The sequence below is a fragment of the Shewanella psychropiezotolerans genome, assembly GCF_007197555.1.
In the GTDB taxonomy this organism is placed as follows: Bacteria; Pseudomonadota; Gammaproteobacteria; order Enterobacterales; family Shewanellaceae; genus Shewanella; species Shewanella psychropiezotolerans.
The window spans coordinates 3,931,814-3,945,307 of record NZ_CP041614.1 but is presented as its reverse complement, the minus strand read 5'-3'; the positions used below and the strand labels follow the sequence as shown (position 1 = coordinate 3,945,307).

The window sequence follows — 13,494 nt, the reverse complement described above, 5'->3', positions numbered from 1 at the left end:
AATTTAAATAAAACAGTCGCTTAAAGTGCGTTGGCTGTTTTTAAACTCGCTCCCCAACAATATCAAAATCGACAGCTGATCCATTACGACTTTACATCTAAAGTTGTATCTGGCGTAGTTATAAAGTCTATATCCCCCTCTAATTTCGATCCCTTTGGTTAAGAATCGTTAATACTCGTGATGGATGTTGTGATTCAAATTACTCCGCATAATACTCACCAGTTAAACTCGATAACAATTTAATGCAGTCCGTTTTACTGCCTAATGGAATTAGGCTTCCTATTTCATTATCGAGCTAATGATTGATTTCAGTAGGACATGTTTAGAGGCATTTAGGCTCTAAATTCACAATTCGGTATGACCTTGTGAGTTCGCTAATTGGTGATAACGCTTTGTCAGCCTTTAACTAAGCTATAGAAAAGGGAAAACAGGGAAATGAAACATTCTAAAATTGCGCTATTAGTTTCGGCTGCACTATTTGCATCATTTGGTGCCAATGCTGCGAGTACTCAAAACAGAGCTACAGTGGACCAAGACGGTAGCAGTAATACTGCTACCGTGACTCAAACCGATGAGAGCGTAAATAACCAAGTTACTATCGGTCAAACTGGTAACGGTAACACTGCCCATGCGACTCAAGCGCGAACTGCGCAAACAACTGCGACTATTAACCAGACAGGTAATGATAACCTGGCTACTGTAGATCAGATGGATGCGACTGAAACAGCTGTTGCGACTGTTGATACTGTTGGTAATGACAACAAAGCGTACATCACACAGAAGCTGAACAATGCTGTATCTGCTAACGCGGCAATCGCACAAAATGGTAATGAGAACACTGCAACAATCACTCAAAACGATGGTGATGGAGCTGTTTCGACAATTACTCAAAATGGTAATGGTGATACTGCTGAGATTAATAATTACTGGTCAGACTATGCAACAGCGACGGTAACCCAAAATACAGGTACAGGAAATAATGCATATGTAGATCAGTCTGTATCTGATCACAGTACAGCCGACTTAACTCAAACGGGTTCAGGAAATGATGGTGATATTCTTCAGAACACTGGCAATCGCTGGCAGAATGGCACAGACGATACCAATGCTTCATTGACTCAATCTGGGGCGACAAATACTGGTTTTATTTCTCAAACAGCCATGCATAACAGTGCTGTTGTTTTACAAGAAGGCGATTTAAACACTGCTAGTGTCACTCAGAGCGCTGAATCAAATGCTGCTGACGTAGTTCAAGATGGTGACTCTAATACTGCGACTGTAGCTCAAACCGCTATGGGTAATACTGCAGATGTTGATCAAGTAGGTAACGGCAACACTGCAAATGTCGATCAGAGTGGACCAAGCAATGGTGCGACTATCGCGCAAACAAGTTCTGGTAGTTTGGCTCAGGTTACTCAAACTGGAGAAAGTAACGGCGCAACTGTGACTCAAACGGGTGCGGATCAGTCGGCCATAATCACACAGAATGATTTTTCAAATACAGCTGCAGTAACTCAGTCTGGTCTAGGTAATGGTCTAACACTTACTCAAGGTGGAAGTGATTTTGGTACTGGTAATACGGCTACTGTTAATCAAGATGGTGATAACGATACAGCTACATTGAGCCAAACTGGTAATTCAAACCAAGTGGTGATCGCTCAAAGTGCTAACAGCTATGATAATAATATTTCAGTGACTCAATCTGGTGCTTCGAACTACGCTGGTGCCGCTACTGAATTAGGTGGTGGCAGTTCCATCACTATCACTCAGACTGGTACTAACAACAGTGTTAGGAATAATGACAATGCTAATAATTATTATGGTTCAGATATAGGCGCGGGTACTTACGGTGCTAATAACATGCTAGTAATTAGCCAATCAGGTAATGATAACACTGCTTATGCTGATGCTTCTCATGATAATTCATCTGTTGATATAGCTCAATCAGGCGAGTTTAACGATGCGACGGTTGAGTCATGGTTCGGTAGCGAAAATGACCTGTCTGTCAGCCAAACTGGCGATTATCATCTTGCTGATGTCTATGTTGTAGGTGGTTCAATGAACTCTGTTAGTGTGACTCAAACAGATTCCTACAATACAGCCAACGTGACAAGTTCCGGTTCTAATAACGTTGTTATGGTCACTCAGGGTACTATGTAATTATTAAGTTTGTAGTGACTTTTCAAGGGGCTTAGGCCCCTTTTTTTAGTTATTTAAGATTGCTGGGTGAATCACAGAATTTGAATACTTGTCTGTTGGCTAGGTTCAATAAGTCTTGCTGTTTTACGACTGGTGTTTTGGACTTTGAAGGATCAGATGAAGGCTCCGTTATTATGCTGCTTTATGGAGATTATATTTGCAGTTCAGAACTAACGGCATATTTAATCCTTTTATGAAGGTAAAAGGATCTACATAGGCTTTGTGTGGACTAAGGACACACTGTCCAGGTTGTAGTAGAAAGGTATTGCTTACCTGCTGCATATACAACTTTATGACCTGATCGTTAATACTTTAGATGGATGTCGCTAGTATTTTATGCCTACATAATCAACGTCAATAATCTGACACTGGTTTATCGACATGGATTCGCAAGGACAGCGTAATAAACGGCTTATTCTTAAAACTAAAGTGTTTACACTCTTTAGTTACCTGTTAGTGTCCTGCACTTTTTCTTCTTATGTCTTCGCCAACTCAGATCTGAGCTCCTTAGATGAGCTATCCAGCCAAGATAACTCCGTGTATAGCATCCAGACGGGCTATGAGCATTCAATTTTAATTCAGCAACACGGCACAGGACACAGGATAAGTGTTGCTCAATGGGGAAGTTCGCAAACCGCGGTGGTGACTCAGGGTCAAGCATCGGACTAAAGGAAGAGGAAACAGGGAAATGAAACAATCTAAAATTGCACTATTAGTATCGGCAGCTTTAATTGTGTCGACAGGCGCTTTAGCTGAAGATAGTACGAATAATCTAGCAACAGTTAACCAAGATGGGGCTGGAAATTCAGCAACAGTGACACAAGCAATAGATAGTTCATTTAATGATGTGACTATTGATCAGCTTGGCTCAGGTAACCTTGCTACAGCAACACAGTCTAATACTCAAGATACTAGCGCAGACATCGACCAGGATGGCTCAGGTAACCAAGCTTATATCACTCAGAAAGACACCGCAGATACTTCATTGTCGACGATTAATACCATTGGTGACGGAAACTTAGCCACAATCCTTCAAGAAAATGGTACAGAAGAGAGTGCTCATGCCTTGATCACTCAAAATGGTAACGGTAATACGGCGCAAGTTACACAAAACAGTGCCGATGCATCGCTTTCTAGCATAGATCAAAATGGAAGCGGCGATACTGCAATAATCAATAACCAACAAACAGATAGAGCGGTGGCTACCATCACCCAGAACATCGGTGGCGGTAACTATGGTTATATTGGTCAAACTGACTCAGATTATGCCTCTGCAGACGTAACTCAAACCGGCAGTGGTAACTCTGGAATCATTTATCAGACGACCACAGCTGATGACTGGTCTGAAACCGATGATACAACAGCGACCATTACTCAAACGGGTAATGGTAACTTAGGTGATATTGAGCAGAACGCTAAGCACAATGGCGCAACTGTGACTCAAAGCGGCAATGGTAATTCAGCTACGATTGCACAGAATGCTGAAAATAACGATGCTACGGTCACTCAAACAGGTGATAGAAACACGACTTATGTCACTCAGTCTGATACTGGCAATACAGCAGTAGTGAATCAATTTAGTAAGGATAGTGATGTATTAGTGATGCAATCTTCCGCTGATAACCTAGCAAGCGTTGATCAGTTGGGCACATCTCAAACTGCTAACGTTTACCAGTATGGCGGGGGCAATAACGCTGATATTGATCAAAGCAATAACGGTAACACTGCCACTGTGACTCAAACGGCTACCGACCCAGCATTTGGTAACTATTCTAGGGTTGAGCAATACGGTGATAGCGACACATCGTCAGTCACTCAAAACGGCACAAGTAACAATACAACTATTTACCAAGGCTTAGGTAGCCATGACAGTGAAATCACGGTTAATCAAACTGGTGATGCTCATTATGCTGGTGTTGTTACCGCTTTTGGTGGAGATAATACGGTAAATGTGACTCAAACTGGTGAAGGTCAATCTCTGACAGGTTCTATAGGGTATTCAGGAACCATAGGAGACAGTAACACGCTAACAGTCAACCAACATGGTACAGATAATACCGTTGAGTCTATTTCAGGTTATAGCGGTTCTAATGTCGATCTGCTTCAGGATGGCCAAGATAACTTTATCAGCGCTGTTGCCTTCGGCGACCAAAATATCATAGACATTGACCAGTATGGCTCGAACCATGAAGCCAATGTATTTGTTGGTTATGGACTGGGTAACAGTGTGACAGTTCATCAATATGATACGAGTAACACCGCAAATGTTTCCAGTACAGGTGCTGGTAACACAGTCGTTGTCACTCAAGGTTCAATTTAAATAGTTAACTATTTTTGATTGATTAGATTGAGGGGGCGGAAACGCCCCTTTTTTATTTGTGCAAGATGATCACAAGTTACCCCCGTTCTGTTTCTAATTCTAGAGTTTTTATTGTCCTAGCTGAAGTTTTCAAAATATGCCAAATGGAATTACTCTTAGTTCATAAGTGCGCGCACCTGTTTACAACTCGTGTAAATCTGCGGGCAAGCGTGTAACAGTTTGTTTTACAAGTCATTACATTTTAGGTGGCCCGGTAGCTTGCAGAAATCCTTTGTTTGATAGTACTTAAGTTGTAGTAATAAGGGACTAGTTAGCTTGTGAAAATACGATGTTTGAGCTATCTGGCTTCATACTTTTGGATGATGATGTTCCCCCCTGTTAGCGACATACTAACGTCAATATTTTGACTGGTTAATGCAGGATGCAAGATGTTGCTTACAAACATGGATAAAATGGAAAAGAGTTTGTTGAATCACTGGGGGAAACTCCTGGTGATCACCGGTTTGTTTTTATCTCCTATGGCCCACGCAGATGAAGATATCAGTAGTTTCGATGAACTCTCTGGTGCAGGGAATCAAGCTTTAGTCAACCAGATAGGCGATAGCCATTCTGCGAATATAAGCCAGCAGGGTATGAGCAATGAGCTATATCTGGCACAGACTGGTTACAACACTTCACTTATCGCCAGCCAACAAGGAGTCAGTAATGAAATTCTACTCTTGCAATCTGGCTCAGATATCGAAGCGAGCATACAACAAACGGGTTATGGCAATTTGGTTATAGCCAATCAGCTCGGTACGGCTCTTGAGATAGATGTGACTCAAAATGGCTATGGTAATCAGGCTTATATACATCAAACAGGATACGAAAACTCAGTCTGGATCCAGCAAAATGGTTCCGGGCATGTAGTCAGTGTGGCTCAGTGGGGCAGTTCACAAACAGCCGTCATCACTCAAGGCCATGCGTCTAACTAGGGAAAGGGAAAAACACAAATGAAGCAGACCAAAATCGCACTTGTAGTATCAGCAGCACTCTTAGCATCAACAAGCGTTTATGCCGCGGATAGCACTCATAATGTAGCGGAAGTCTCTCAAGTCGGCGGTGTACAGAACACGGCGACAGTGACTCAAACTGATGCTAGCTCATACAACAAAGTATTAGTTAACCAGGAAGGTTCGAATAATACTGCGACAGCAACTCAAGCGAGAACAGTTGAGACTGAAGCCCGCATTAATCAGCAAGGTAACGGTAATACAGCAACAATAGATCAAAAAGATGCAACGTCATCTGCGTTAGCCACTGTCGATTCAATCGGTAATGAAAACACTGCATCAATCGTTCAGAAGTTAAATAATGAGCAGTCAGCACTTGCATCGGTTGCTCAAAATGGCAACGAAAATACAGCAACGATTACTCAAAATAACGCAGATGCGGCAGTGTCTTCAGTTATTCAAAATGGAAATGGTGATACCGCTGAAATTGACAATCATTGGTCTGATAATGCTACTGCAACGATTGAGCAAAATACGGGTGCAGGAAATAATGCGTATGTTTCACAAGACCGCTCTGATGCAGCATTCGCTGAACTAACTCAAACGGGTTCTGGCAATGATGGTGATATCCTGCAGAAAACGGGTAACTTCGCTCATGATGGTAGTACAGATACTACACGAGCAGAACTGATTCAATCAGGCAATGACAATATAGGTTTAGTTGAACAGTTTGCTAAAAAGAACACTGCAGCGTTAACTCAAACTGGCGATCGAAATGATGGCCATATTCGTCAAACTAAGGCAAAAAATACCGCCTCACTTGACCAGCTTGGTAATGATAACACTGGCTTTATTCGTCAAACAGCAAAGAAAAATATAGCCTTCGTTAACCAAGATGGCAGCAATAACAATGCCAGGGTAAAGCAGAGTGCTCGCTTCAATACTGCCGATGTTCAGCAAAGTGGTCTGGGTAATATTGCCGATGTACTTCAATCGGCTAGAAGCAACGAAGCTGTCATTAACTCTGACGGTGAAGCTAACCAAGCTTATGTCGTTCAGTCAGCTGCAGGTAACAGTGCAGTGCTTAACCAAGTTGGTGATTTGAATATTGCCAATATAGATCAAACTGCAGCGGGTAACATTGCGCTAGTCGATCAGCTAGACGAAGGGAATACTGCCGATATCGATCAGACTGGGGAAGAAAACTTAGTGTCAGTTGATCAGAACAGCTTCGGAAGTTCAGCAAGTGTGCTGCAAACGGGTTCACTTAACGATGCAAGTATCACTCAAACTGGTGATGAACAGACGGCTAACGTAACTCAAAATGATTTCTCAAACATTGCTAATATCGACCAAAGCGGCGCGAGTAACTCGTTAACCTTAACTCAAGGTGGAAGTCTTGAAGGTTCGGGTAACACGGCCACTATCAATCAAGCCGGTACTAATGATACAGCGCTTGTATCTCAAACTGGTAATTCAAACACAGTGCTTATCGACCAAACTGATTTTAGTTTCGGTAATACCATCAGTGTGACTCAAATGGGCAGTGACAACTATGCAGGTGCTGCAACTCAAGGTGGTAACGCGAGTGAAATTGTCATCGTGCAGTCAGGTACAGGTAACCGTGTAACCAACAGCGCGACTGCGAGCAATTGGTATGGTGATGACTTAGGTGCGGGTACTTATGGTAATGACAACATTATTCATATCACTCAAACGGGTACTGAAAACTTAGCTTATGCAGACGCTGCCGATAGCGGTTCGCAAATTGATATCGCTCAGACTGGCGAGTTTAACAGCGCGACTGTTGAGTCTTTCACTGGCGCAGGTAATGATATCGATGTGGTTCAATATGGTCAGCATCACATTACTGATATCTATGTGGAAGGCGGAGCTGGAAACGTTGTGAGCGTGAGTCAGTATGACGCATACAACACAGCGAATGTGACGAGTTTCGGCTCTAATAACCAGGTGACTATCATGCAAGCTAGTGTGCCTGAGTAAGAGTGTATAAGGCAAAAGGGTGTTTAGCACCCTTTTGAGTTATACATAAATAAAATGGATGGATACATTTGCTGCACTAGTGTAGCTTAATTGTTACATTAAAGGCATCTAGCACAGTAAATATTACGACATGGAGTCAGCTGTATGTTTAAAGTCATAAATTGGATTGTCGTTTCTCGTTCTCAATTACTTGCCGATCTGCTGGATACACGTTGGCCTCAAGAGTTTTTGGTTAAGTTAGTCAAAGTGACGCCAGAGAAAGTTGAGCCCGAGATCAAGAAGGGAGGTGTGTCACTTATCGTTATTGATTTAGCCACGGTTGACGTACAAAACGCTTATCAAATTCAGCGACACGTCGAGAAAGAATACGCCTCGAGAGTCGTATTCTTACATTATCCCAGACAGATCGATGCTCGTTTTCTTATCCATCCAACAGTCACAGCCGGTATTTTCTATTGTGATTCTTCATTAGAAGACGTTGGACAAGGCTTAGCCAATATTTTGCGCGGTAAGTCTGTTATCCCGGCTCAGTTAATCCATAACAGTAGCGATGACCAATCGAACCTGGAAGGAAGTGATAATCTTACCATTCGAGAAAGAGAAGTCCTCCAGGCATTGCTCAGTGGTAGCACTAATGTTGATATCGCTAGCCAGTTGTTTGTGAGTGAGAGCACCATTAAAACTCACCTCTATCGCGCGTTTAGAAAAATAGGTGTTTCTAGTCGCGGTCAAGCGATAGCGTGGGCACAGACTCACCTTCATGAGGTTCATCTGTGAAGCAAGTCGTTTGCTTTTTATTTTTGTTTAGTATGGTCTTTTTTATTTCGGCGGAGGAATTACATAAAGCAGAAGTCAAATCGAAGCAAGCTCTTGAATCTCAAAATATCAGTGATGCAAAGCCAAAGCGAGAGACTGATCTTGTTGATGGCTTGATCCTAAATAGGGCTATGACTCGGGTTGGCCACCGTTTTTACCGCGAGTTTGTCTCGGCATACAGAGACATTGGTGGGATTTCATCGCATTCAGGCTTGAGTATTGTCGAGCGAGCAACGGCTCGCAGCGGCAGTAAGGTCACCATTTTACACAATAGAAAACCAATATATATCACTGTGGTATCACCTGTGAGTCGTAATATCGATGATCAGGCTGCTGCAGCGGCTTCCAGGGTTAATCAAACTTTGAGGCAAAATAAGAAACAAGCAAGTTGGGCTCAATTCTTAGACCCAGATCTTGCTCCAGATGAATTTTAGACAGGGACCGCACATGAATAAGTTCAGATTACTGGGAAGTGGCATAGGATTTTGCCTGATGGGGTTTTCCGTCAGCGCAACTCAATTGATTTATACGCCTGTAAACCCAAACTTCGGTGGCAGTTATCTAAATGGTTCATACCTTTTAGCCAATGCCTCGTCTCAGAATGATCACAAGACCAGTTCTGGCTATACACCACCAACGGCACTCGAAAGAATGGCCAGCTCGTTAGAGTCTCGTTTGATGAGCCAGCTGTTCAACGATGCGGCTAATGGTGGAGAAGGTTATCTGAAAACAACGGATTTTGAGATTAATGTTGTCAATGAAGACGGCACATTACTGGTACATATCACAGATATAGTTACAGGTGAAACAACAGTGATTGAAGTCGGTGGATTAGTCGATACGGGCACGGGGGGCTAAGTATGAAGACGTTAATTCTCAGTGCTGTCTTGTTGCTTTTGACTGCTTGCTCGAGCACGACCGAATTCGAAGGTATAGAAGCATCGTCGAGCCTGATGCCAAAAAGCGATACCTATTATGATCTGATAGGTTTACCTCATCCACAGGGAAGTATGGTTGCCGCAGTTTATGATTTTCGCGATCAAACGGGGCAGTATAAGGCCATACCATCGAGTAACTTCTCGACGGCGGTCCCCCAGAGCGGCACAGCATTCCTTGCCCAGGCGCTGAATGATTCAAGCTGGTTTGTCCCCGTAGAGCGTGAAGGCTTACAGAACCTGCTAACAGAGAGAAAAATTGTCAGAGCAGGTCTTAAAGGCGAAGTGAATAAACTGCCTCAATTAAGTTCAGCACAAATTTTGATGGAAGGCGGTATTGTCGCCTATGACACCAATATTAAAACAGGTGGTGCCGGAGCAAGGTATCTGGGTATAGGAGTGAATACTAAGTTTAGGGTCGATACGGTAACGGTTAACTTAAGAGCCGTTGATATCCGAACCGGGCGCTTACTCAGCAGTGTCACGACGACTAAGTCAATACTGTCTAAAGAGGTTTCTGCTGGAGTATTCAAGTTTATCGATGCTCAAGACCTACTCGAATCTGAACTTGGTTACACCTCAAATGAGCCAGTGAGCCTCTGTGTGGCACAAGCAATTGAGAGTGCCGTGGTGCATATGATCGCCGATGGGATCTGGAAACGCGCCTGGAATTTAGCGGATATAGCGTCAGGGTTGAAGAATCCTGTGTTGCAAAAGTATTGGCTAGAAGCTCATTCAGAAGCAAGAGTGAGTGATCGCATAAAGCAGGGCTAAATGAACTAGATATTTAGACTAGGGAGTGATAAGCGATTATCACTCCCTTTTTATTTGGGAAACGAGGGAAGTGAGTGTGTTTACATGTTGAGTAGTCACATGTATACTCTGTTGTGTTTACTGTTCAGATGTGCCGAAAAATCTGAACCGCATATCCAAATATGAGGTCATTATGTTCAAGATTAATATATCAGTTGCAGTTATCGCATTCGCTTTTCTTGGACTTGCCTCCACAACCGCGCAAGCTGCAACTCTAGGTTGTGAGCGAGCTGGTGGTATTAAGTGTCAGAAACTAGGTCATAAACGTGTTGCAAGAGCGCCTATTGTGGTCGTTCCAAGGCATCACCATCATTACAATGCTTTTCGCTCTCCCATGCTGACAGCATTGGGTATTGCCATTGTATTGGACGCTGCAGGTAGGGCTGTAACTGATAAAGGCCAACAGGTTGTGGTGTTAGGTGAAGGGAATGAAGTTAAGAATGTCTATGAAAAAGATGGTGTTGTCTACCTGATTAAAGCCTAATAAAGCTAAAGTAAATGCCTGATACTCGATACCAGGCGCATTTTTGACCGATTATTTAGCTTTCAATCTTTCAGCATGCAAGAAAGCGAATCCTTGTTTCAGGAATGAAAACTCTTCAACATCGGGTAAGCTCTCTACACTGGCTAACATTTGAGAGAAGGCCGAATCTATCATCAGGCGATCTGACAGTTTCAAATAGTCGTAAACTACGGGTCTAATGACGACAGTGAAATCACCGGATAGCTCTTTATATCTTTGCGCTTCGATGGCGGTGGTGTTTTCAACTAACTCCCGCATACACAATGCCGCTAACAATGAGTTTTTATCACTAAAAGATTGGTACTGAGCGGCTCTCGAGTAGCCAGCTTTCTTATGTACATCGGACATGTTCAAGGCAATCATGCCTTTTTCTCTTATCAGCTCACCAGCGGCGTCGAGCAGAGCGGTCTCTTTATTTGTCAGCATTGAATATATTTCCTTAAAATTTCCATTATTAAAAAGGGTTTAGTTCCTTATGTCAACTCCCTTGTGTACGCAAGTGTATATTTTGTTGTGGGTTTGTGTTTTTGGATGATTTTGTAGTCGGTTGTTTTTACTCTTTACTCCCATATCCTCACAAGTTATAAATTTATGCGTATACTGTGGCAACCCTAAAGAAAAGAGGACAGTCAGATGGCTGAAGAAACCATTTTTAGCAAAATCATTCGACGTGAAATTCCCGCAGATATCCTATATCAAGACGATTTAGTCACGGCATTCAGAGACATCAATGCCAGAGCGCCGACCCACATATTGATCATCCCAAATCATTTGATCCCGACGACAAACGATGTAAAAGCATCGGATGAGAAGGCGTTAGGTCGTATGGTCACAGTCGCAGCGAAATTGGCTGAAGAGGCGGGGATTGCCGAAGATGGCTATCGCATCATAATGAATTGTAATAAGCACGGCGGTCAAGAGGTGTTTCACATACATATGCACTTACTGGGTGGTTGCTCTTTAGGTCCAATGTTAAGCATTAACAGCTAGTAGAGAGCGAATAGTCATGCAGGTCAATTCAGATTTTTTCCCATTGACGCAAATCGCAACTCGCTTTGTGGATCAACTGGCCCAATGTCGCCGTTTAAAATTAAAGGTGCACGAAGCCAGCGAGCATCACGTACTCATTGAGCTGCCATATAATAAGCAGCTGATTGGTTATCCGGATACCGGTGTTATTCACGGTGGAGTGATCACCACCTTGATGGATACCGCCTGTGGTAGTGCTGTGGTTTGCGCTATCTATGATAAATATCAATCACTGGAACTCTCGCCAACACTCGATCTTCGAGTGGATTACATGAAGCCTGCGGATCCCAATAAGCCAGTGTATGGCTTCGCCGAGTGCTATAAAATTTCATCCAGCGTCTCTTTCACTCGAGCCATAGCTTATCAAGACTCTATCGATGACCCGATAGCACATGCCGTTGGCTCTTTTATGCGGATAAGCCCGGAAATGATTGGCGATGAGTTTCGTCAGGCTCTCTTAGGTCAACAAGGTCAGACTTCAGAGTCCCTTGAAGTTAAAAACGGTGTGCTTGAGACAATAGCATCTAATCTTTTGGCTCCTGATATAAAAGAGTTAGACGTTAAAGAACTCGATGTTAAAAAAATAGTCAAGCAGGCGACAGCACTCAACGACTTCGGTCATCTTCTCGCTCACGTTCCCTATACTGATTTTATCGGTATGAATGTGGAGCGCTTCGGTGATGAGTTAGTGTTTAGATTGCCAGCAAAAGATGAGAATATCGGTAATCCTACACTGCCAGCTATCCATGGTGGCGTCATTGCCGGCTTTATGGAGATGTCTGCGATTGTGCAACTCATGGTGTTTATGCATACCTCAAGAGTGCCTAAGGTGGTGGATTTTTCCATTGACTACTTGAGAGCGGGATACCATAAAGATACCTTTGCAGAATGTAAGATCACCAGACAGGGGCGCCGGGTTGCGAATGTGAGTATTAACTGTTGGCAAACCAACAGAAAGAAACTTATCGCTACCGCCAGGGCTCACTTTTTGATCGACTAATTTTGACTGGTACTGACAAATATATTGTCAGTAGTGATAATTGGGGGTGGTTAACCTTAGCGCGAGTTTAGGTTAAGCTCCTCTTATAAACACTCACTTATAATAAGTAGATAATGATTAGCCCTTATCCATAGGGCTAAATTAATTTGGAGCGAATGAAATGAAAAAAATCGTTTTGGTCTTAGCATCGGCCCTTATTTTCACGGCTTGCGCTCAGCACACTGCGGGTGTGATGGGCAGCTCTACCGGTGAAGTCAGAGTAGATAACAGTAGTTTCGCTCGTGAAGTGGGAGTCGAGCAATTAAAGGCCCGTCAACAGGGCGATCTACTGCAAGGCTCTGGGGTGATCATGAGTAAGGTCTCCACAGATTTAAGACTGCAATACAAGTTTACCTGGTATGACATAAACGGTTTTACCTTGGAAGATGAAGCCAGCCCATGGAAATCATTGAAGTTGCATGGCATGCAGCGTATGCAAGTTATGGCGGTTGCGCCCAATGCAAATGCCGTTCGCTATGAGCTATATGTGAGAAAAGCTTTCTCTAATTAATCTTTTGTTGATTAAATGCGTATTGCAATGAAATTGAAAAACGTCAGCTAGGCTGACGTTTTTTGTGATCCAAGTGTGTGTAAATTCATCACTTGATGACATATCTTTGTCAAAACCTTGTTTTATTCATGTATAATCCCGCCTGCCAAGGGGTGAGACTGTTATTTCTTATATACCAGTTTCTGAGATGTCAGATGACAAACCCTTTGAACCTGATCCGGCTAATACCGGCGTAGGAATGGGCCAATAGGTTTGATGCTTTCGAGGTGTCTGTTAAGAACATCTGTAGTCGACCACAACATCCTTTCTCGCT

General features: G+C 43.0%; 14 protein-coding genes and 1 riboswitch. Of the genes, 13 read left to right on the top strand and 1 reads right to left on the bottom strand.

Annotated elements, in window-relative coordinates; genetic code table 11:
• Positions 1-435 precede the first annotated feature (435 nt).
• The 10 genes from FM037_RS17580 to FM037_RS17535 all read left to right on the top strand — a co-directional run bounded on the left by FM037_RS17580 (position 436) and on the right by FM037_RS17535 (position 10,563).
• Entirely contained in the window at positions 436-2,160 is a 1,725-nt protein-coding gene (locus FM037_RS17580; protein WP_144047045.1) for a beta strand repeat-containing protein, read from the top strand.
• A gap of 420 nt (positions 2,161-2,580) precedes the next feature.
• The gene (locus tag FM037_RS29615; RefSeq protein ID WP_144047044.1) at positions 2,581-2,868 is read left to right on the top strand and encodes a hypothetical protein; all 288 of its coding nucleotides are present in this window, start codon (positions 2,581-2,583) and stop codon (positions 2,866-2,868) included.
• 19 nt (positions 2,869-2,887) lie between these two features.
• Positions 2,888-4,519: a beta strand repeat-containing protein gene (locus FM037_RS17570; RefSeq protein ID WP_144047043.1), complete on the top strand. Its 1,632-nt coding sequence runs from the start codon at positions 2,888-2,890 to the stop codon at positions 4,517-4,519.
• A gap of 428 nt (positions 4,520-4,947) precedes the next feature.
• Entirely contained in the window at positions 4,948-5,493 is a 546-nt protein-coding gene (locus FM037_RS17565; RefSeq protein ID WP_229380935.1) for a curlin, read from the top strand.
• 18 nt (positions 5,494-5,511) lie between these two features.
• Positions 5,512-7,515, top strand: a complete 2,004-nt coding sequence (locus FM037_RS17560; RefSeq protein WP_144047042.1) for a curlin — start codon at positions 5,512-5,514, stop codon at positions 7,513-7,515.
• Positions 7,516-7,659: 144 nt separating this feature from the next.
• A complete protein-coding gene (locus FM037_RS17555; protein ID WP_144047041.1) occupies positions 7,660-8,292 on the top strand; it encodes a LuxR C-terminal-related transcriptional regulator in 633 nt (210 codons plus the stop codon).
• Complete coding sequence (locus tag FM037_RS17550) at positions 8,289-8,765, top strand: curli production assembly/transport protein CsgE (RefSeq protein WP_229380934.1); 477 nt, start codon at positions 8,289-8,291, stop codon at positions 8,763-8,765. Before FM037_RS17555 ends, FM037_RS17550 begins: the two co-directional genes overlap by 4 nt.
• 13 nt (positions 8,766-8,778) lie before the next feature.
• Positions 8,779-9,189 (top strand): curli assembly protein CsgF, encoded by a 411-nt coding sequence (locus tag FM037_RS17545; RefSeq protein WP_144047040.1) that lies wholly within the window; start codon positions 8,779-8,781, stop codon positions 9,187-9,189.
• A 2-nt stretch (positions 9,190-9,191) separates the two neighbouring features.
• Entirely contained in the window at positions 9,192-10,040 is an 849-nt protein-coding gene (locus tag FM037_RS17540) for a CsgG/HfaB family protein (RefSeq protein WP_144047039.1), read from the top strand.
• Between the two features lie 172 nt (positions 10,041-10,212).
• Positions 10,213-10,563: a hypothetical protein gene (locus FM037_RS17535; RefSeq protein ID WP_144047038.1), complete on the top strand. Its 351-nt coding sequence runs from the start codon at positions 10,213-10,215 to the stop codon at positions 10,561-10,563.
• 51 nt (positions 10,564-10,614) lie between these two features.
• Here the strand turns inward: FM037_RS17535 and FM037_RS17530 are convergent, their stop codons facing one another.
• The gene (locus FM037_RS17530) at positions 10,615-11,028 is read right to left on the bottom strand and encodes a helix-turn-helix domain-containing protein (RefSeq protein ID WP_144047037.1); all 414 of its coding nucleotides are present in this window, start codon (positions 11,026-11,028) and stop codon (positions 10,615-10,617) included.
• Positions 11,029-11,235: 207 nt separating this feature from the next.
• Between FM037_RS17530 and hinT the strand changes: the two genes are divergently transcribed.
• From hinT to FM037_RS17515, 3 genes are all read left to right on the top strand, one after another.
• Positions 11,236-11,592 carry a purine nucleoside phosphoramidase gene (gene hinT, locus FM037_RS17525; protein WP_144047036.1) on the top strand — a complete coding sequence of 119 codons (357 nt, stop codon included), beginning with the start codon at positions 11,236-11,238 and terminating at the stop codon, positions 11,590-11,592.
• A gap of 16 nt (positions 11,593-11,608) precedes the next feature.
• Positions 11,609-12,631, top strand: coding sequence for a PaaI family thioesterase (locus tag FM037_RS17520; RefSeq protein ID WP_144047035.1), 1,023 nt, complete (start codon positions 11,609-11,611; stop codon positions 12,629-12,631).
• A 160-nt stretch (positions 12,632-12,791) separates the two neighbouring features.
• The gene (locus tag FM037_RS17515) at positions 12,792-13,181 is read left to right on the top strand and encodes a YcfL family protein (protein ID WP_144047034.1); all 390 of its coding nucleotides are present in this window, start codon (positions 12,792-12,794) and stop codon (positions 13,179-13,181) included.
• 138 nt (positions 13,182-13,319) lie between these two features.
• A riboswitch (TPP riboswitch) is annotated at positions 13,320-13,437 on the top strand.
• Positions 13,438-13,494: the final 57 nt, after the last annotated feature.

Bases quoted from the DNA above. Each gene is read 5' to 3' on its own strand.
- FM037_RS17580 (WP_144047045.1), top strand. From the start codon at position 436: ATGAAACATTCTAAAATTGCGCTATTAGTTTCGGCTGCACTATTTGCA.
- FM037_RS29615 (WP_144047044.1), top strand. From the start codon at position 2,581: ATGGATTCGCAAGGACAGCGTAATAAACGGCTTATTCTTAAAACTAAA.
- FM037_RS17570 (WP_144047043.1), top strand. From the start codon at position 2,888: ATGAAACAATCTAAAATTGCACTATTAGTATCGGCAGCTTTAATTGTG.
- FM037_RS17565 (WP_229380935.1), top strand. From the start codon at position 4,948: ATGTTGCTTACAAACATGGATAAAATGGAAAAGAGTTTGTTGAATCAC.
- FM037_RS17560 (WP_144047042.1), top strand. From the start codon at position 5,512: ATGAAGCAGACCAAAATCGCACTTGTAGTATCAGCAGCACTCTTAGCA.
- FM037_RS17555 (WP_144047041.1), top strand. From the start codon at position 7,660: ATGTTTAAAGTCATAAATTGGATTGTCGTTTCTCGTTCTCAATTACTT.
- FM037_RS17545 (WP_144047040.1), top strand. From the start codon at position 8,779: ATGAATAAGTTCAGATTACTGGGAAGTGGCATAGGATTTTGCCTGATG.
- FM037_RS17540 (WP_144047039.1), top strand. From the start codon at position 9,192: ATGAAGACGTTAATTCTCAGTGCTGTCTTGTTGCTTTTGACTGCTTGC.
- FM037_RS17535 (WP_144047038.1), top strand. From the start codon at position 10,213: ATGTTCAAGATTAATATATCAGTTGCAGTTATCGCATTCGCTTTTCTT.
- FM037_RS17530 (WP_144047037.1), bottom strand. From the start codon at position 11,028: ATGCTGACAAATAAAGAGACCGCTCTGCTCGACGCCGCTGGTGAGCTG.
- hinT (WP_144047036.1), top strand. From the start codon at position 11,236: ATGGCTGAAGAAACCATTTTTAGCAAAATCATTCGACGTGAAATTCCC.
- FM037_RS17520 (WP_144047035.1), top strand. From the start codon at position 11,609: ATGCAGGTCAATTCAGATTTTTTCCCATTGACGCAAATCGCAACTCGC.
- FM037_RS17515 (WP_144047034.1), top strand. From the start codon at position 12,792: ATGAAAAAAATCGTTTTGGTCTTAGCATCGGCCCTTATTTTCACGGCT.